An 18,896-nucleotide genomic window follows, 5' to 3' on the forward strand; every position below is an offset into this window, starting at 1 on the left:
AAAGAGAATATTATGATCAGATCTTCGTTTAACACCTCCAAATTACCTTTCGTATCCGCGCTGGTGGCAACGGCCATTGTCGTTTCCGGTTGCGGTGGTCGGGCGGCGAATCCGGTCTCCTCGACCAACCCGGCCGACAGTGCTTTCGATTGCGCCGGCATAAAGCGCGAATTCGAGGCCAATGAGCGCCAGGTGCTCTCGACGGTGAAAGAACGATCCGATGCGCAGGGTAAGAACGTGGTCCTTGGCGCGACTGGTGTTCTTCTGTTTTGGCCCGCCCTTTTCTTCATGGACCCGAAATCGCCGGAAAAACTGGAGATCGACGCCTTACGTAACCGCAATCAGGTCCTTGCCGAGATCGCCAAAAGCAAAAAATGCCCAGCTCCGCAATCGAAGCTGGCAGATGTCTACAAGAAACTCGACAGCAAGCCATCTCCGGCCGACACGAGCAGAAAAGACCGCTAAGCCCCAAATTCCGTCTGCCACGAGAGGCGAGCAACAATGACATCACAGTTTAAGCGTCTTCCACGCAAGACAATCGACCTCGCGTTGTTCGCTGGTGCCGGGACGCTGGCTCAAAAAATCATTGCCACCGTTGTCAGTTTTACGCTCCTGCTTCAGCCAGCGCTTCTTCACGCACAGGACATATCGCCGGAAGTTGGAGGATCTTTTGCAAATCGCCCCGGGATAGGGGCTGCTCCGAACGGAGTGCCGCTCATTGATATCGTCGGACCCAACAGCCAAGGTCTGTCGCACAACAAATACAACAATTTCAACGTCGGCACACCGGGGGTCATTCTCAACAACTTCAATGGTGAGGTGGGCACCTCGAAACTGGGTGGCGTGACACCCGGCAATCCAAATCTGCAAGGTAAAGGCCCTGCGTCCGTCATCCTCAATGAGGTCACGTCGCAAAACCGCAGTTCGCTTCTCGGTCCGACCGAAGTGTTCGGTGGCAGGGCCGATGTCATCATTGCCAATCCGAACGGGATCACCTGCGACGGCTGCGGTTTCATCAACACGCCACGAGCCACGCTGACGACAGGTGTGCCTGACATCGGCAGCGATGGACGTCTCAATGGATTCACGGTCAACGCAGGGGATGTCACTTTCGGCCCTGGGGGTGGGAATTTTGCGCTTGGTGATGGTGCAGTCAGTCTGTTCGATGTCGTGTCCCGTACCATCCAGATCGACGGAACGATCTACGGTGAGGATTTGCGCCTGACCGCCGGCAAGAGCAAGTTCGATTATGCCACCGGGGAGGCAACAGCGCTCGATGCCACCTCCGGAACACCTGAATACGCAATCGATGGTTCAGCACTCGGGGCCATGCAGGCCGGCCGCATCAAGATGGTTGTCACGGAAAAAGGTGCCGGCGTTCGCATGCGCGGCGACATGGCGGCCAATGCCGGGGAGCTTTCGCTGTCGGCAGACGGTAAAATTTCGATCGGCAATACCTCTGGCAATAACGGCGTCAGCATCTCTTCGAAGGGGAGTGTTTCGGCCGGTCGTCTGACCTCGAAAAAATCAGTGTCGGTCAAGGCGGGGAAGGACGTCAGGGTCGCTTCTATCGGTGCAGAAGAGGATATCCTGATCAATGGCGGAGCAGGCTTCATCGATGTCGCCGGTACTCTCGGGGCGAGTGGCGCACTCAACCTTCTGGCAGACGGGCGTATTGCCTTGGCCGACGCGTCGGCTGCCGGACCTGTTTCGCTATGGTCGGGGGCTGGCTCCATTGCCATCAGGGGCACGGCCCAGTCTGGCGCGGCGATGTCACTTACGGCGGCCTCAGGAGCGATCACAGCGGGCTCGCTGCTTTCGAAAGGCGATTTGGCTCTGCTCTCCGGCCTTGATCTGGGGATTTCCGGGCTCGTGCTTGCAGAAGGGAATTTGCAGGCTTCGGCTGGCAGTGACATCCGCTATGACAGTCTGGAGGCAAACGGAGACGTTTTGCTGTCTTCGACAGGTGGTGTCATCAGCTTCGATAAACGCACGGCAGCAGGGGGCGACATCAGGATCAGGCAGCAAAATGCCGATCTTTCAAATAATAGGAGCAGACTTGCCACATCCGGCACGCTCTACATCAATGCCAATAATATCAATCTCACCAACAGCACGCTGACGTCAGGTGGCATTGATCTCACCTCATCTGGAACGACAGATCTGACCGGTGCGCGGCTCAATGCTGTCACCGCGAGCAGCACAGCTCGTTCCGTTCAGGGGTCAGGTGACATCGCGATCCAAGCGGGTAGCCTCACTGCGAATGACGCCACCAATATTCTTGCGGCCCATGATCTGACGCTGTCGCTTTCGCAACTTGCCAACTCCGGTCAGCTGGCTGCTGGCAATGATCTTGCCCTCAATATCGCCGGCAACCTGACCAACACCGCCACGGGGCTCATCTATGCCGGTAACGACGCGGCACTTTTCGTGGGCGGCGTGCTGGCTAATGATCAGGGGGCGATTGTCGCAGGTCGTGACCTCACAATTGCTGGAAGTGCTTCTGGCGCGCGCAATGCTGCTACGGTCAACAGTTCAGGTCTAATTTCCGCTAGTCGCAATATCTCGATCCTGACGGCAAATCTGCGTAACGAGAAAAGCGTGGCTCCCACCTATACGAGCCAGCAAATCTCAAACGCACTCGTGTCGGCTTATGACACCTATTATGCACGCGAATGTGGAGATTGTTCATCTCCCGTCTCTTTTGCTGGCAAGCAGTTCGTTATTGGTGCGCCCATTCGCCATGTCTATCGTGATGTGACTGAAGACCGTCTTACATCGGCTGGTAGCCCCGCAGCGACAATCAAGGCGGGCAATACGCTTTTTGTCGATACCGTCGATCTTACCAATGCCTATAGCAACATCGAAGCCGGCTCCGGCATGACACTTGTTGGCTCCGGCACTCTTAACAATCTCGGTTTGCAATTGCAGCGTACCACTTCGCTCAATTGCAACCAACAAGGTGGCTGCCTATATTATCCTGACGTCATCTATGAGTGGCAGGAATCGAAAACAAGCGGCGATACAGGTGGTTGGGAAGGTTCATGGCAGGTCGCCATGCCTGGCCCCAGTCCCTTTGGAACGCGCGATGCGTCAAAGGATATCGGGCCAGGACGGAGTGTAGAAAGCGTCGAGGCGATCGGCGGTGTTCCCGCGGCGATCCGCTCTGGCGGAGCGCTGGGTATTACCGGTTTTGGTACCGTTAACAATACCGCCGCAGCAGGTACGATCGCAGATCATGTCAGCGTAGTAGCGCCTGCGCCTTCGAGCGATCCGACCGGATTGCTCGCTGGCATGACCGCAAGCGGTGCGCTGTTCACTATTGGCTCCGTTGCAGGCCCCCAGTCCGGCGGCTTTGGCGGCACCATTCCCGGTCAGACGTTCCTCTATGAAACGCGTGCCGCCTTCCTCGATGTCTCGAAATTCTACGGATCGAGCTATTTCCTTGGCCGCATCGGCTACCAGCCGGACCGGCAGATCCAGTTCCTTGGGGACGCCTATTTCGAGAACCAATATATTGAGCAGCAGCTCAAACTGGCGACGGGTTCCGGCTTCACCGGGCAGGATTCGATCGCTCAGATAAAGCAATTGCTCGACAACGGAGCCGCCTATCTGGGAGCGCAGCAGCGCCCGCTCGGCGAACCGCTTACGGCCGAGGAGATCGCCAGCCTCACCGAATCCGTCGTCGTATATGAGTGGCAGACGGTGAACGGTACGACCGTTCTTGCGCCGGTACTACATCTCGCCGCCAATGACAGGGAAAGATTGAATTCTGCGGGCGCGCTGATCGCGGGCAATCAGGTGACGATCGATACCGGCCTGCTTGCAACATCAGGGATGGTGGCATCGACCGGCGATCTTAGCGTTTCTGGTTCGTCGATCGCGGCAATCGGCGGCACCTTCACGGCGGGTGGCAATGCCTCGCTGAAGGGTAACGAGAACATTCTGCTCGCCAATGCGAAAGTGACGGCCGGCGGCAATCTCGGCCTGACGTCGAATGGAGACATCAATATCTCCGTCACCGAACGGTCAACGACCAGCACTTTGCGCGACAAGCGGAGTTTTACGACGGTTGTGAGAACCGCCAGCCAGGGTTCCGAGATCACCGCGGGCGGGTCGGTCTCAGCCAATGCAGGTGGCAACCTCAACGTCATCGGCAGCAACATTGCTGCCGATGGAACGGTCGGTCTGAAAGCGACCGGCGATGTGACAATCGCTGAGGCCATCGACACCACCACGATAGATTACACCTACAGGAAAAAGGGCGGTCTGTTCGGCGGAAGCAAACAGACGACGAGCCACACGGAAATGCAGACCGTCGTCGGATCATCGGTCAGTGGCGGGAAGGGTGTATCCATCATCTCAGGTGGAGATACCGTCGTCTCCGCCTCGAAGGTGACTGCCGGCGACGAGACCGACAAAGCCGATATCAATGTCAGCGCGGGCGGCGATCTGCTGATCGCGTCGGGCAAGAATACGGCGGAGTTCGAGCAGAGCTCCTCATCCAAGGGCTTTCTCTCGAAAAAGAGCTCGACGCAGTACAACTACGACGAAGCCACAGTCAGCTCCGAGCTTTCCGCATCCGGCAACATCAAGCTGGATGCTGGCGGCGACGCTGTCATCGCCGGCTCGAACATAACGGCAGGCGATGCGATCAGCGTCACGGGCGACAGCGTCGCCATCATCGGGGCCGAGGAACAGCACGCGCTGGAGAGCAGCAGCAAGAAATCTGGCCTGTTTGCCGGTTCCGGCGGCGGCTTCCTTTCACTCTGGGGCAAGGAACAGAAAGAAAAGAGTCAGTCGTCCAGTCTTAACGTTGGCTCCGGGCTGAGCGCTGGAACCGATGTCACTCTTACGGCGCGCGAAAACGACGTCAATGTGATCGGCTCCTCTATCGCAGCCGGTCAGGATATAACGCTTGATGCAGCCCGCGACGTCAATATCACTCCTGGAGCAGAGAGTGCCTCATCGCAGGAGAAGGAAAAACGCTCGGGCTTCGGTATTCAGGTGAAATCTGGCAACGGCAGCGCATCGATCGGTATCGGCTACGGCAAGTCGGTCGATCGGACCAGTCAGTCATCAGAAATTAACGCCAGATCCATCCTGTTTGCCGGTCGTGACCTAATCATATCCGCTGGCCGAGACGCCAACCTGCAGGCCGCTCAGCTATCGGCAGACCGCGATGTCGCCATCCTTGCGGAGCGCAACGTCAATCTGCTTTCCGCGCAGGACAAGTCCAACTACGAAAGCCTGCATGAGGAGTTTTTCGCGGGCGTAAGTCTGTCGGTGGCGACCTCGGTGGTGAACGCGGCTACCAGCGTAAGCGGCGCAGCACAGAAGCTTACGACCATCAATGATGGCTATTCTGCCGCCAATGCCGCCTTTGCCTCGCTGAAAGCCTATGATGCGCTTGATAAGATTGCCAAGGGCGGCAACCTTGTCTCGGCGTCGCTGACCGTGGGATTCAGCTACCAGAAAGAAAGGGAAACCGCGCAATCCTCTGTCCCGGTTCCGACCGAGATACGCGCAGCGCAGTCGGTAACGATTGAGGCCGTCTCCGGAGATTTGACGAGCCATGGCGCACAAATCGCTGCAGGTTACGGTTCAGAAGGACAGATCGTGATCTCCGACAATGAAAAAGCCGGTGATATTACGCTCAAGGCCGGCAAGGATATCATTCTCGAAAGCGCCCAGGCGACCAACAGCTCATCGACGAGCAGCATGTCAGGCGGTGCAAACTTCGGTGTTTCCGCTGGCGTCGGCATCAACGGTGTCAGCGCCGGATTGACGGGCGGGGCCAATGCGTCGGTCGGCAAGTCCAACGCCGATGGGACAACTCAGGTCAATAGTCATGTCAGCGGAACCGGTGACATAACTCTGAAGTCAGGAAACGATACGCGTCTCGCGGGTGCGGTGGTCTCCGGGGACACGGTCATTGCCAATGTCGGTGGTAATCTCACGATCCTGTCCGTGCCAGATACCGGTACAAACTCCAACCACTTCGCCTCGGCCGGCTTCAGCCTCGGCGGAGGCCAGCTTCTGTCCGGCGTGCAAGTTGGCGGTGGCAGCGGTTCTGGAGAAACGAACTGGATCACTGAGCAGTCCGGCCTCGTTTCCAATGGAGCGATGGACGTCACCGTCGGCGGCAATACCCATCTGGGTGCCGGAAAGATCATCTCTGCAACCGGTGACCTCATACTCGATACGGGCACATTGACCCACGACAACTTTGAAGGCCAGAAGGGTTACGAAGGTTTCAGTGTCGATCTTGGTATCGATCTTTCCAGTGGAAAGGACGCGGCGGGCAACGCCACCGCCAATCATACGTTGGAAGGCTCCTACCAATTCGACGACACTCGCCAGACGGTACGTGCCACCGTCGGACCAGGCGATATTGTCATTCGTGACCAGGAGCAGCAGGCTGCTCTCGAGCGGGATAACAGTTCGACGCGGCCGCTTGACGAACTCAATCGTGATCCCGACAAAGCATACGAAATTACAAAAGATAAACATATCGACGGCGCAATTTACCTTTCGAGCAATACCGTTCGGATCGCTCGGAATGCCGGAAAAACGTTAAGTGAAATTGTTGCGAATAGCTTCCAGGAAATGGCTGCTAAAGGGCAAATGGATCCAGAACAAGCGGGACAAATAGTGAAGTCAGTGGGTTATGCGATGAACGATCCGCAGATCGTGACGCGCTTATCCCGTCTAGCCTCACAAAATCGCCAAGAAGATGCAGAGAATCCGCACGACACCGTACAAGTTGCTGACCTGTCTTCTCGGTTGGAGGTCTTGGGTGGTGGAGTTCCTCGTCTGGTCGTCACTCCTAAAGGAGCTACGCAGTTTATCTTTCCGAACGGCATGATTTTGCGTTTTGATCTCGCGCCAGGACAATATTTGAGGGGGCAGGGACCACATATTAATTTGGAAGGCCCTTGGGGGAACGAGCATATCAACCTGAGGTAAAAATTCACAAACAAAGAAAGTGAAAATAATGTACGATTTCAATGTACTAGAAAAAAAAGCAAAGAGCTTTCTTAAGCTAGATAGGCCACATGATGCAGTTAAAATCTTTCTTTACATGGCTGACGGTGACCAGTCACTTGATGGAGGTTACTTAGGTAAAATGCTCGGTCAATCTTACGAGGCGATGGGAGATTTGCATGCCGCAAAATATTGGTATGGAAGGGCGGTTGAAGAGAACCCTGAAGTGCGGACCGACTGCCTTGAGGCCTTGAAACGACTAAAAAACGTTACAATAGAAGAACTTATCGCTGACCCTCCCCACGATTAACCCCGTTCATTCTCAGAGAATCGTTACAACCCGTTACACAGAGCACATTCCGGTCGACATGTTTGGCCTGGAAAGAAGCATCTTGGAGAATTTGATCCCAAAACCGGCGAGCAAACGAATACTGGGAAACCTGAGCGAACCACTGCGAAGGGTTAATAATAAGAACGATCTTTGTAATAGAAATCTTTGAAAGAGATGGATCACCGTTTGTGAATCAAGTATAGGTCGAAAAGAGTGGTTCTCAAACTACTATGCGTATTTTCTCGGTGAGCGATAGTGATCCACTGATGTATAATTCATATAAGATCGATAAAGCAATCAATGTATTGCTCTCTGTAGTTCATCACCCCTTGACGACACGCCATGCATTGCGCTCCGCCTTTGTACCGTCCGGAAGCGTGACAGGCGTGGCGCCTTCATGCTGTAGTCCGATCCTGTCCCCGATCTTTGGCGATGCCTCCTGCATGGCCCGCTTGAGATCGACGCCCCACAACGTTCGCTGTTCGCCCCAGTCATTCTCCAGCGTCACAAAATAGCTCTCGCGTGACTGCGGATTGTGTTCATAGGGAGCCGCGCCGTGATCGACCAGCCGGCCTGTATTGCTGAACTCCTGGCTGTCGGCATAGAGCTGCACGCTGTAGCGATGCCTGGTCATGGCGACATAGGTCAGATGCCGGTCCATGGTGCCGGACGCCAGCACGAAGGCGCGATCCACCGTCGCCCCCTGGTTTTTATGGATCGTCGTCGCATAACCGTGGTCGATTGCCTGGTAGGTGTTCGTCAGAATGCTGACACTGTCGCCACCCCGGCCATCGAGCCGGGCGATGATCTTGCCCTTTTCGACATGCTCGACCGTGCCAAGCATGCCGTTTTTCACAGCGAGGTCGCGGTTGTTTTCGAGGAAGATGATCCTGTCGCCGGCGGCGAAGGCGCGTTTGCCGTTACTGGTCTGGAAGTTGAGTTCTCCAAGATCCCCGACACCCCCACGGTCCGCACCGGCGTTCTGCCCGTGGCTGCGCTCCAGCCTTTGTCGGTTCTGAAGCTCGGAACGGATGGCGGCATTGAGGGCGCGCACATCGGCACGGCGATGCGCCATTGCAACCCGGGTGCCATCGGCACGCTTCTCATGATCGGCAACATAATCACGCACGATCTCTGCCATCGCCGCCTCGCGGCTTTCCGCAAAATGGATGTCGCCGTGATCGCGGTAGGCGGCAAGGCCCTCGGCCGTCTTGTGGGTCGCAAAGGCAACCGATGCTTGCCTCTGCCAATCATGGCGCTGGCGGCGAATGCCGGAAAGCTCGACATGGCCGATCTGCTCGGCAATCGCCCTGAAGGGGGCACCGGCCCCGACCGCCTGCAGCTGCTCATGGTCGCCAACAAGAACAATCTTCGCGCCGCGCTCTTCAGCCTCGCCGATGAAGCGGGCAAGCTGCCGGCTGCCGACCATGCCGGCCTCGTCGATGACGAACACGTCGCTGCTGCCGATCAGATCCCGGCCATGGTCCCAGCTGTATGACCATGACGCAAGCGTGCGGCTCTCGATACCGGAACTTTCCTCAAGCCCCTCGGCTGCCTTTCCGGCTAATGCCGCACCATGGACCTGATAACCTTGAGCCTCCCAGGCCTCACGAGCCGCTGCGAGCATGGTGGACTTTCCGGCACCGGCAAACCCGACCACGGCCGCAATGCGTTCTCGCCCGGTAATATGCTCGATCGCCTGACGCAGTTCATCCGACAATCCCGCAGACGGATCGCTCGCAGCCGACGGTCCGCCAGGGCTTTTCTGAAGAGAGCGATCCTGCTTCTCCTTCGCGCGCTCTACATGGCGCGGATCGACACCGTGGGACTGCGCCTGATGAAACCGGTTCGCCGATCGCGCCATGCCAACTTCCAGATCGATCATCTCCCGAGTCGAATAGCGCGCGCTGGAAACCTCACCTGCGTCCGGATCGATGTGCTCAGCCTGGAGTTCCACCAGTGCCGGCGACGCCATCACAGCGGCAAAGACGTTCCGGAACGTTTGGGCGTCATCGTCGATATAGCGATGCAAGGTTTTGGCAATGTCGTGCCGATCGAACACGCTCTTCTCGTTGCTGATCAGCGTCAGAACCTGTTCCGGTTTTTGGCGGATCAGCGCTGCATTCTGCCGTGCCGCCTCGTCATCCAGCCTCCCGCGCTCGACGGTCATTCCTTGCTGCTGCATCTGCGAGGCATGCACGCCCATATGTTCGGTTGGCGACAGTTCAAGACCGCGCTCCACATGCGACCGATGATCGATGCGAACGTCCATGCCTTCGCGTTGAAGCTGGCGGTTGGCGATGCCTTCCCATGCCTGCCGGATATCGCGCAGCTGCATGTCGGTCGTCGCCATGCCATTTGCCAGCAGCCGTGCGTTCTTGTGCTCGAGATGAGTTTTCTCCCCAAGACGGGTTCTGCCAAGCTGTCGCGTCGTCATCAGCACATGCGCATGGTGGTTCCTGATATCACCATGCTCGCCCGGCGAATGGATGGCAAAATCCACAGCCGCGCCATAGCGGTTTGTCAGATCCCGGGCAAAGGCGCGTGCAGCCTTCAGCCGCCCTTCTGGAGACAGCTCATGTGGAAGCGCGATTTCGAATTCGCGGGCGACGCGGGCATCCCTGCGCTTTTCTGCAAACTCGGCAGCATTCCACAATGCCGAACGATCCAGAGCCCAATCGGCAGAAAGACCGTCCGGCAGCACGATCTCGATGTGCTCCACTCCTTCTTTCCGGGTAAAATCATGCACGAGACCATCGCGGTGATTGGTGAGGAGAACCGCGCAACGGTAGGCGGCAGAAGCGACGGCACTGCGGCCGTATGAGCGCGAGACACGTTTGGTGCTGAGATGATAAATCGCCAACCGAAATCTCCGATCCGCAAACGGGGAAATTCAGCGCTCAACTGCGGTGCAAGTCGTAAGTGCGCCCTTGTCTGTTTACCGGTGGCGACGCTAGCAACATCGAACAGGCATTTCGACTACTAAAAGTAGTAGTCGCCAAGTGGCAATTGCTCGTGTTTGAATAGGGACACAAACGCGTCAATCAGGGGAGGGCGATAGGCGCAGGTTGATCGCACGACGGAGGAGGGATAGGCGCCAAAGGGAGCCGGACGAGTGGAAGGAGATATTGCAGGCGCGGCTCGACAAACAGAGCGGGCGCAGACAACGCGCCGGAAGATTGCCCTAGCGGGATACAGGCATTCGGTTGGCGGCTGCCAAAAATCGGAGTTTCAAAGAAGTTTACAATGGACCATACAGGATACCGTCCAGAAGCGGAGCAGACATGAAGACCAGCCTTGAACATTTGCCGGAACGAAAGCAACGCGAGCTTGCGCGCGTCGTCGGGATTATCCAGGAAGAGTTTGCTGATCTGGTCGAGCGCTCGAAGTCTGACGCCAAGAAGGATGGACGGATATTCAAAATCATCCTGTTCGGTTCTTACGCGCGCGGCAACTGGGTTGATGAACCGCATACGTCGAAAGGCTACCGCTCGGATTTTGATATTCTTGTCATCGTCAGCAACAAGGAGCTGGCCGATCCCAAATACTGGGACAAGACAACAGACCGGCTGATGTGGGACAAGGAGATCGAGACACCCGTGAGCCTGATTGTCCATGGCGCTCGCGAGATCAGCAATTTTTTACATGATGGCCAGTACTTCTTCGTCGACCTCGCCCGCGAAGGTGTTGTTCTTTACGAATTCGACGACAGGCCGCTGGCTGAAGCGAAACCGCTCAGCCCTTCCGATGCACTCAGGGTGGCTGAGGAGCATTTCAGTACCCAACTTAATAGCGCCAAATTCTTTCATGAACTCGCTCTATATTCTATCACCCATGATCAGCGAAATCACGCGGCTTTCAATCTTCATCAGGCAGTCGAGACCGCTTACAACTGCTACCTGCTGACACTGACAAACTATTCGCCCGCGTCGCACAATCTCAAATTCCTGCGTGGACTTTCCGAAGGTCGTGACCACCGTCTGATTGACATCTGGCCGCGCGACCGTCAGCGATTTACCACCTGGTACAACATCCTGAATGAGGCCTACGTCAAGGCACGCTATTCGAAGCGTTTCGAGGTTTCCGAAGAGGCGCTGACATGGCTTCAGGAGCGGACGGCGGAACTTCACAAGCTGGTTGAGACCCTCTGCCGCGAGTACATCGAAAAGCTCAAACAGGCCGCGGGACAAGCCGCAAATTCCAGCGACTGAGCGCCACCGGTGGCGGATCAATCCTGAGCTCAGGCAGCAGCCACCGCAGCGTGATCAACCACAGGGTCCAACCTACTTTTACAATCGCTATGTCGATCTCCCCGTAGAAACTGGTCTGTCTTCCAGGAGCAAAGCCGTGGTCAAAGCGGCAGTTCCGGTGCGACCGCAATCGAAAGGAATAATCGTGGCACGGAAAACCATCGAACAGCGCCTGGCTGAACTGGACGCGCAACGCTCCGCGCTCAAGGCCCGGCTTTCAAAAACCGAGCGCAACAACGATATGCGGCGCAAGGTCCTGATCGGCTCGCTCGTTCTGCATCATCTCGAAGCCTCGGATGATCAGGAGTTCAGCAAACAACTCGGTGAATGGCTGCGTCGCGAACTGCCGGGCTTTCTGACACGCGACAATGACAAGGCGCTGTTTGCCGACCTGATCGGACAAGGACTGACGGACAAGGGAGAGGGTAGCGACAGCGGGCAGGGTGCTCTACGACCCGAATACGACTTGCTTGGGCCGCATTCAAGAACATGATGCGCGCTGCCGCGCAGGATCCGATTTGGGCATTTCTGGCTTTGATTGCCATCCCCTTCCGGATCTGGAAACAGCTCGCCGGATTTCTCTTCATCCTTATCATCGTCACGTTTGTGATCGGCATGGGTGGCCGTCATTTCCTTGAGCAAACGGGTTTCGGTCACGGCTCGCCTGTCTACATCATCCCAGGTGTCTTAACCCTGCTGGCGCTCGCCGCCATCACCTTCCGGTTCATCACCGCTCCACTGATTTTGCATTTCGGGGACAGTGACGATGAGACCCATGGCTCCGCCCGCTTTGCGACAGACAAGGAGATAGCCGCTCTAACCTCATCCAGCTCCGGCCTCTTGATTGGTCGTGATACGAAAACGACCAGGCCCCTGCGCTATGATGGTCCGGCCCATCTCCTCACCATGGCGCCGACCCGTACCGGCAAGGGCGTCGGCACGATCATCCCGAACCTGCTGACCGCTGACCGTCCCATGATCTGCGTCGATCCAAAAGGCGAGAATGCAAGGATCACCGGCCGTGCCCGCCAGAAGTTCGGGCCGGTTCAGGTGCTCGATCCTTTTGCTTTCACCGGCAGACGCTCCTCAGCTTTCAATCCCCTGGCCATGCTCGATCCCCACAGCCTCGATGTTGCGGAAGATGCCAGCGCGCTTGCCGACGCACTCGTGTTCGACGAACCGGGAATGGCGGGCGAGGCGCATTGGAACGAGGAGGCAAAAGTGCTGATTGCCGGATTGCTGCTCGAGATTGTTGCGGCGGAGCCTTTGCGACGCCGGCACCTTGCAACACTTCGAGAGTATCTCACCCTTGCTCCGGAACAGTTTGCAGCGTTGCTCAAGCGGATGCAGGACAGCGATGCGGCAAGAGGTCTTGTCGTGCGTGCCGCAAACCGTCACCTCGGAAAATCCGATCGCGAAGCCGCAGGCGTTCTGTCCGCAGCCCAGCGCCATACGCATTTTCTCGATTCACCACGCATGACGGCCATCCTCAGTCGCTCGGATTTCCGGTTTGCGGATCTCAAGCGCAGCAACATGACGGTGTTCATCGTTCTTCCGCCCGACCGCCTCTCGACCTATTCGCGCTGGCTGCGCCTGCTTGTCTCTCAAAGCCTGCTCGAAATGGCTCGTGATCCGGCAAAGCCGGCGGCACTGGTTCTTTATTTGTTCGATGAGTTTACATCCCTTGGGCATCTGGCCCCAGTCGAACGCGCTATGGGTCTGATGGCGGGCTATGGTGTCCAGCTTTGGCCTATCCTTCAGGATATCCATCAGCTGCGCGCAACATACGGTCATCGCGCGGAACCTTCCTGTCAAACGCCGGCGTGCTGCAGGTCTTCGGCGTCAACGATCATGACAGCGCCCGCCTCATCTCTGATTTGCTCGGACAGGAGACAGTCGTGTTCCAGACGATGGCGAGAGCGCTCGATTCCGATAAGACCGGAATTTCCTATAGCCAGCAGCATACCGGCCGGCCGCTACTCACCCCGGACAAGGCGCGCAAACTGCCCGCAAAAGGACAATTGCTGTTCCTGGCCGGGCAACGACCAATATTTGCTGAAAAGCTTGCCTATTTTGCCGATCCGGAGTTCAGGGAGATGTTCGACGCGGTCTAACGCGCGACGAAAGGGCAGGCCAGCATCTGAGACCTCGTGTGCGCGGCCCTCGGGCTCTCTTCGGCGCAACGGGAAGCGGATAGATAAGCCTTCGTCCAAATTGCAGTCCTGTGGCGACGGTGGCATCGCGGAGGGGGGATCGTTTTCGACCGCGAGGTCTAGCAACGGGGTAATGACCTTGACAGGGCACCATAGGAGTCTAGATGGGTTTTCATAATCATGTTGGGAGTATGTAAATGAAGACGCTGGCAGCCGTTTCGGCTTTCGTGGGCAAGACCTTTGCCACCTGGGTAATCCTGTTTGCCGTACTCGGCTTCTTTTTTCCGGATACGTTCAAGCAAATCGCGCCCTGGATCGTCACGCTTCTGTCAATCATCATGTTCGGCATGGGCCTCACCCTTTCGGTTGATGATTTCAGAGAGGTTGCCAAAAGGCCGTTCGATGTGACGATCGGTGTGCTCGGCCAGTTTCTCATCATGCCGCTGCTCGCAGTTCTGCTCACCCGGATCATTCCCATGCCGCCGGAAGTCGCGGCTGGCGTCATTCTGGTTGGCTGCTGCCCGGGCGGCACGTCTTCCAATGTCATGACTTATCTCTCCAAGGGCGATGTCGCGCTGTCGGTCGCCTGCACCTCGGTCACCACGCTCGCGGCGCCGCTGGTGACGCCATTTCTCGTCTGGCTGTTCGCAAGCCAGTTCCTGCCCGTCGACGGTTGGGCGATGTTCCTCAGCATCGTAAAAGTCGTTCTGGTTCCGCTGGCGCTGGGTGCCGCCCTGCAAAAGCTGCTGCCTGGCCTCGTCAGGACCGCCGTACCGGCGTTGCCGCTCGTCAGCGTCATTGGCATTGTCCTCATCGTTTCGGCGGTGGTTGGACGATCCAAGGCATCTATCGCCCAGTCCGGGCTGATGATTTTTGCCGTCGTCGTCCTGCATAACGGCCTTGGCTATCTGCTCGGTTACCTCGCGGCAAAGGCAACGGGCCTGTCGCTTGCCAAGCGCAAGGCCATTGCGATCGAGGTGGGCATGCAGAATTCGGGCCTTGGCGCAGCACTTGCCACGGCTTATTTTTCGCCTCTCGCTGCGGTTCCGAGCGCCATTTTCAGCGTCTGGCACAATATATCCGGCGCAATCCTGGCGAACTGGTTTTCGGGCCGGGTGGACGCAGGCTCCGCCAACAAAGCCGCCTGAAGCTCCCAATCTGTCAGGCCGCCCGTCGTTCAGGCGGCCCGACCCTGCGTTAGAACGTCATAGTCTGACGTGCTACGGCAGGTGGATTAAGCCGGGCAAAGCCCTCCTGGCGCTGATACGGGAAATGCGGATAGGGAGCAGTCGTCCCGCTGGCCTTGTCCAGCGTCGCTACCTGTGCCGATGTCAGCTCCCATCCCACGGCATCGAGGTTCTGGCGAAGCTGTTCCTCATTGCGCGCGCCGATGATGACCGTGGAAACAGTCGGGCGTCTGAGCAGCCAGTTGAGGGCGACCTGCGGCACCGTCCTGCCTGTCTCTGCCGCAACAGCGTCGAGCGCATCGATCACGCGGTAGAGCTCTTCATCATTGACCGGCGGGCCGAAGCCGGCGGTTTCATGCAGGCGGCTACCTTCAGGCAACGGTGCGCCGCGGCGGATTTTTCCGGTCAGCCGTCCCCAGCCAAGCGGGCTCCACACCATTGCGCCAAGGCCCTGATCCGCCCCGAGCGGCATCAGATCCCACTCGTAGTCGCGGCCAACAAGCGAGTAATAGACCTGGTTGACGACATAACGCGGCCAGCCATATCGATCGGCGACCGCCAGCGACTTCATGATCTGCCAGCCGGAAAAATTCGAGACGCCGGCATATCGCACCTTGCCCGACCGGACGAGCGTATCGAGCGTCGAGAGCACTTCCTCAACCGGCGTGAAGGCATCGTAGGCGTGGAGCTGAAGGATATCGATATAGTCGGTCTTAAGGCGGCGCAGGGCGTCATCTACCGCGCGCAGCAGCCGGAAACGGGACGAGCCGGCTTCGTTCGGCCCGTCACCCATCGGCAGGCTGGTCTTGGTTGAGATGAGAACGCTGTCGCGCCTTCCCTTCACCGCTTCGCCGAGCACTTCCTCAGACGCGCCATTGGAATAGACATCGGCGGTATCGAATAGGTTGACGCCTGCCTCCATGCAAATATCGATCAGGCGTCGGGCTTCTGCGGCATCTGAGTTGCCCCAGTTGCTGAAGAGCGGGCCGGAGCCGCCGAAGGTTCCGGTGCCGAAACTCAAGACCGGCACTTTCAGACCGGATTTGCCAAGCTGGCGATATTCCATGAGACTTTCCTTTGTTGTTTCGAAATGGTCGTGGGCGGCGCGTCACGGCGTGGCCTTCTGCCCGTCCATTCGTGATCTGACAGATGAAGACTGCGGTGTGTTACAATCGCTGTCGCAAGATAGACGCCTGCTCTTCAATGAAATAGAATGCCGAAACTATTATCACTTGTGAGATGAAGTCATCATGGCGCGATTGGAGATCAACCGGGCAGGGGAGATGGAGATCTTCGTACGGGTCATAGAGCTTGGTGGTTTTTCCCGCGCGGCGGCTGCGGCTAGCATGACGCCTTCCGCCGTGAGCAAGCTGATCGCACGGCTGGAAAGCCGCCTTGGTGCGCGCCTGCTCAACCGTTCCACCCGTCAGCTTCAGATCACCCCCGAGGGCTGCGCCTTTTATGAGCGGGCCACCCGTATCCTCGCCGATATTGAAGAGGCCGAACGCGCCGCCGGGGAAGGTGAACGGCCTCTCGGCCGCGTGCGGATCAACACCAGCGCATCCTATGCAGCGCATATTCTTGCACCCATCCTGCCACGGTTTCTGGCGCTCCATCCAGGCATTACGCTTGATATCGTCCAGACGGATATGGTGGTCGACCTGCTTACGGAACGCACGGATGTGGCGGTGCGCGCGGGACCGTTAAAAAGCTCAACGCTTGTCGCTCGCAAGCTCGGTGAGACGAGAATGATCATCGCCGCCTCCCCGGATTATCTGGAGCGTCATGGCACGCCGCAGACAATAACCGATCTCGAAGATCACAACCGCCTTGGATTCGGCTACGCCCGATCAATCGACGGCTGGCCGTTGCGAGACGCCGGAAAGACCGTCGTTATTCCGGCCACGGGACGCGTGCAGGTGAGCGATGGCGAGGGTCTTCGTCGTCTTGCCCTTGCCGGTGTCGGGCTGGTTCGCCTTGCCGCTTTCACCGTGCGGGACGATATCGCCGCCGACCGTCTGATACCGGTCCTCGATCATCTCGATACGGGTGAAACGGAGATTTTTCATGCCGTCTACGTCGGCCAACGTGGACCGCTTCCGGCACGTATCCGGGCGCTGCTCGATTTTCTCGGCGAGTATGGGCGGGTAAAATGACCTTCCCTGGGCCCAAATGGCGAGTGGGATCAGGACCCTCAGGCCGCTAGAAAACGGTAAAGGCCGAAGGAGAAAAGGCTCATCGTTTCGGCCCTGAGAGCGTGAAGGCACCAGCCGATTCCAGCCTTACGCGCATGTCGCAAGCAAGTGCGCTTGGTATCGCACCGCAAAGGCTACCCGTCGTCACGACATTGCCAGCCTTCAGCGTGTCGCCGGTGTTGAATGCCGAATTGGCGAAGGCGACAAGCGGCGCAAGCGGATCACCATTTGGATGCTTGACCTTGGCATCGAACAGCGACACCGTTCCCTCTGTAACGGTGAGCTGCAGCAGGTTCTCACCGTTCCGGGTAAAGACCTCCACGATGCCTTCGTCTAGTTCCGGGCCGATGACGAAGCCGTGGTTGGCGAGGCGATCCGCCAGTAAGAGCGGAAACGGCACGTGGTTTTTCTCCACCAGCCTGTAGCGGAGAAGTTCAGCGCCAAGATGAACCTTGTCAATAAATCTTATCAGATCGGCCCTTGTCATCAGCCCAGCGGTTGAAGCAGGGACGTCGGCGGAAAGCGTGAAGCAAATCTCGACTTCGACACCTTCGGTGCCATCTTCAGGAAAAGAAGCGAGATTGGCGTCGTCGACCCTAACACAATCGAAAATCGGTGCCCCAACAGCCCCGCCATTTGGCCGGATCGCCAGTTTCCAGCCGGCGACGGGCTTTGCCAAGTGTTCAGCAAAAGCCCGCTGAACCGCCATGACCTCTGAAAGGCTGCCGGGAACGAGTCCCTCCGCTTCAAGCTCTGCCAGAGGAATTCTCGCGCCTTCATGAACTGCTTCCGCGAAGCGCCGTGCTAGTTTTTCGATTGACGTCATTATCTGATCCCTTCGGTCTGCGTCGCTAATGGTGGCACGATCTGTAGCTGTTCGCCAGCAGTTCCCGCAGATGACCGCGCTTGGACTGAGGGATAGTGATGCTGCTCCAAAACGACGGTTTTAGCCTTTGTTTTCAGTCTTTCTTGTCGTATGGGTGCCATGGATACACCCCAACAGAGAGTTACCGCATGACCGTGCAATTTCCGAGTATCGCGCAGACACTTGCCGAGGAGATCGGAACATTACGCAAATGGCTGGATGAGGATGCCCTGCCATTGTGGTGGGAGGCGGGGTCAGCCCGGCCGGATGGCGGCTTTTATGAGCGTCTCGGTCAGGATGCGAAACCGGTTTTTTCCGATGACCGCCGCGCCCGCGTCCAACCGCGCCAGGCTTATTGTTATGCCGCCGCCGGCCAGCATGGCTGGCACGGCCCCTGGAAAGACGCAGTGTTGCACGGGCTGTCCTGGTTCGAGAAGGTCTATCGCCTTGAAAACGGCCTTTACGGCAACCTGGCCGACCAGACCGGAAAACTGATCGACCCCTCCTTCGATCTCTACAACCAGGCTTTTGCGCTTTTCGCCGCAGCGCAGACAGCTGGGATCCTTCCCGAGCGGAGGAATGAGATGCGCAGCCGCGCGCTCGAAATCCTTGCCATTCTCGAACGCGACTACAGACACCCCATCGCCGGCTTCGAGGAGGCGAACCCGCCGCGCACGCCGCTTTGCTCCAATCCGCATATGCATCTTTTCGAAGCGATGCTGGCCTGGGAAGAACAGGATCGTGACGGCCCGTGGTCGGCACTGGCGGACGAGATTGCCGGCCTCGCACTTTCCCGCTTCATCGACGGCGGCAATGGCGGCCTGCGCGAATTCTTCGCCCATGACTGGACGCCATACGAGGGGGAGAAGGGCCGGATCATGGAGCCGGGCCACCAGTTCGAATGGGCCTGGCTTCTGGTGCGCTGGGG

Annotated in this window: 11 protein-coding genes and 2 pseudogenes; 10 read left to right on the forward strand and 3 right to left on the reverse strand. The window is 57.8% G+C overall.

Going from position 1 to position 18,896, the window contains the following annotated elements; translation table 11 throughout:
* Nucleotides 1-12: 12 nt before the first annotated feature.
* From DOU54_RS11355 to DOU54_RS28430, 4 genes and pseudogenes are all read left to right on the forward strand, one after another.
* Nucleotides 13-465, forward strand: a complete 453-nt coding sequence (locus DOU54_RS11355; RefSeq protein WP_044459930.1) for a hypothetical protein — start codon at nucleotides 13-15, stop codon at nucleotides 463-465.
* Between the two features lie 36 nt (nucleotides 466-501).
* Nucleotides 502-6,969 (forward strand): hemagglutinin repeat-containing protein, encoded by a 6,468-nt coding sequence (locus DOU54_RS11360; protein ID WP_286079890.1) that lies wholly within the window; start codon nucleotides 502-504, stop codon nucleotides 6,967-6,969.
* 28 nt (nucleotides 6,970-6,997) lie between these two features.
* Nucleotides 6,998-7,297 (forward strand): hypothetical protein, encoded by a 300-nt coding sequence (locus DOU54_RS11365; RefSeq protein WP_113731315.1) that lies wholly within the window; start codon nucleotides 6,998-7,000, stop codon nucleotides 7,295-7,297.
* A 78-nt stretch (nucleotides 7,298-7,375) separates the two neighbouring features.
* Nucleotides 7,376-7,453, forward strand: a pseudogene (locus DOU54_RS28430) (colicin E3/pyocin S6 family cytotoxin); the annotation flags it as partial.
* A 187-nt stretch (nucleotides 7,454-7,640) separates the two neighbouring features.
* Here the strand turns inward: DOU54_RS28430 and traA are convergent.
* A complete protein-coding gene (traA, locus tag DOU54_RS11375; protein ID WP_286079891.1) occupies nucleotides 7,641-10,181 on the reverse strand; it encodes a Ti-type conjugative transfer relaxase TraA in 2,541 nt (846 codons plus the stop codon).
* A 421-nt stretch (nucleotides 10,182-10,602) separates the two neighbouring features.
* Between traA and DOU54_RS11380 the strand changes: the two genes are divergently transcribed.
* The 4 genes and pseudogenes from DOU54_RS11380 (at nucleotide 10,603) to DOU54_RS11395 (ending at nucleotide 14,869) form a co-directional block, all read left to right on the forward strand.
* Nucleotides 10,603-11,529 carry a nucleotidyltransferase and HEPN domain-containing protein gene (locus DOU54_RS11380; RefSeq protein ID WP_113731316.1) on the forward strand — a complete coding sequence of 309 codons (927 nt, stop codon included), beginning with the start codon at nucleotides 10,603-10,605 and terminating at the stop codon, nucleotides 11,527-11,529.
* Between the two features lie 184 nt (nucleotides 11,530-11,713).
* Complete coding sequence (locus DOU54_RS11385) at nucleotides 11,714-12,061, forward strand: mobilization protein (protein ID WP_146617353.1); 348 nt, start codon at nucleotides 11,714-11,716, stop codon at nucleotides 12,059-12,061.
* Nucleotides 12,058-13,682: pseudogene (locus tag DOU54_RS11390) on the forward strand (type IV secretory system conjugative DNA transfer family protein). The gene DOU54_RS11385 and the pseudogene DOU54_RS11390 overlap by 4 nt, the downstream one beginning before the upstream one ends.
* Nucleotides 13,683-13,918: 236 nt before the next feature.
* Nucleotides 13,919-14,869 carry a bile acid:sodium symporter family protein gene (locus DOU54_RS11395; RefSeq protein ID WP_113731317.1) on the forward strand — a complete coding sequence of 317 codons (951 nt, stop codon included), beginning with the start codon at nucleotides 13,919-13,921 and terminating at the stop codon, nucleotides 14,867-14,869.
* A 49-nt stretch (nucleotides 14,870-14,918) separates the two neighbouring features.
* On the opposite strand, the gene DOU54_RS11400 is transcribed toward DOU54_RS11395, so the two are convergent.
* The gene (locus tag DOU54_RS11400; RefSeq protein ID WP_113731318.1) at nucleotides 14,919-15,974 is read right to left on the reverse strand and encodes an aldo/keto reductase; all 1,056 of its coding nucleotides are present in this window, start codon (nucleotides 15,972-15,974) and stop codon (nucleotides 14,919-14,921) included.
* Between the two features lie 184 nt (nucleotides 15,975-16,158).
* Here DOU54_RS11400 and DOU54_RS11405 point away from each other — a divergent pair, with 184 nt between their 5' ends.
* The gene (locus DOU54_RS11405) at nucleotides 16,159-17,064 is read left to right on the forward strand and encodes a LysR family transcriptional regulator (RefSeq protein WP_113731319.1); all 906 of its coding nucleotides are present in this window, start codon (nucleotides 16,159-16,161) and stop codon (nucleotides 17,062-17,064) included.
* 79 nt (nucleotides 17,065-17,143) lie between these two features.
* Here the strand turns inward: DOU54_RS11405 and DOU54_RS11410 are convergent, their stop codons facing one another.
* On the reverse strand, nucleotides 17,144-17,929 hold the full coding sequence (locus tag DOU54_RS11410) for a 2-keto-4-pentenoate hydratase (protein WP_113731320.1): 786 nt from the start codon (nucleotides 17,927-17,929) through the stop codon (nucleotides 17,144-17,146).
* Nucleotides 17,930-18,117: 188 nt separating this feature from the next.
* Here DOU54_RS11410 and DOU54_RS28000 point away from each other — a divergent pair.
* A partial coding sequence (locus tag DOU54_RS28000; protein WP_286079894.1) for an AGE family epimerase/isomerase occupies nucleotides 18,118-18,896 on the forward strand: 779 nt, incomplete at its 3' end.

This window comes from Agrobacterium sp. MS2 (assembly GCF_003261015.1).
In the GTDB taxonomy this organism is placed as follows: domain Bacteria; phylum Pseudomonadota; class Alphaproteobacteria; order Rhizobiales; family Rhizobiaceae; genus Agrobacterium; species Agrobacterium pusense.

Excerpts from the sequence above, each read along its gene's own strand:
- DOU54_RS11355 (WP_044459930.1), top strand. The coding sequence starts at position 13 with ATGATCAGATCTTCGTTTAACACCTCCAAATTACCTTTCGTATCCGCG.
- DOU54_RS11360 (WP_286079890.1), top strand. The coding sequence starts at position 502 with ATGACATCACAGTTTAAGCGTCTTCCACGCAAGACAATCGACCTCGCG.
- DOU54_RS11365 (WP_113731315.1), top strand. The coding sequence starts at position 6,998 with ATGTACGATTTCAATGTACTAGAAAAAAAAGCAAAGAGCTTTCTTAAG.
- DOU54_RS11380 (WP_113731316.1), top strand. The coding sequence starts at position 10,603 with ATGAAGACCAGCCTTGAACATTTGCCGGAACGAAAGCAACGCGAGCTT.
- DOU54_RS11395 (WP_113731317.1), top strand. The coding sequence starts at position 13,919 with ATGAAGACGCTGGCAGCCGTTTCGGCTTTCGTGGGCAAGACCTTTGCC.
- DOU54_RS11400 (WP_113731318.1), bottom strand. The coding sequence starts at position 15,974 with ATGGAATATCGCCAGCTTGGCAAATCCGGTCTGAAAGTGCCGGTCTTG.
- DOU54_RS11405 (WP_113731319.1), top strand. The coding sequence starts at position 16,159 with ATGGCGCGATTGGAGATCAACCGGGCAGGGGAGATGGAGATCTTCGTA.
- DOU54_RS11410 (WP_113731320.1), bottom strand. The coding sequence starts at position 17,929 with ATGACGTCAATCGAAAAACTAGCACGGCGCTTCGCGGAAGCAGTTCAT.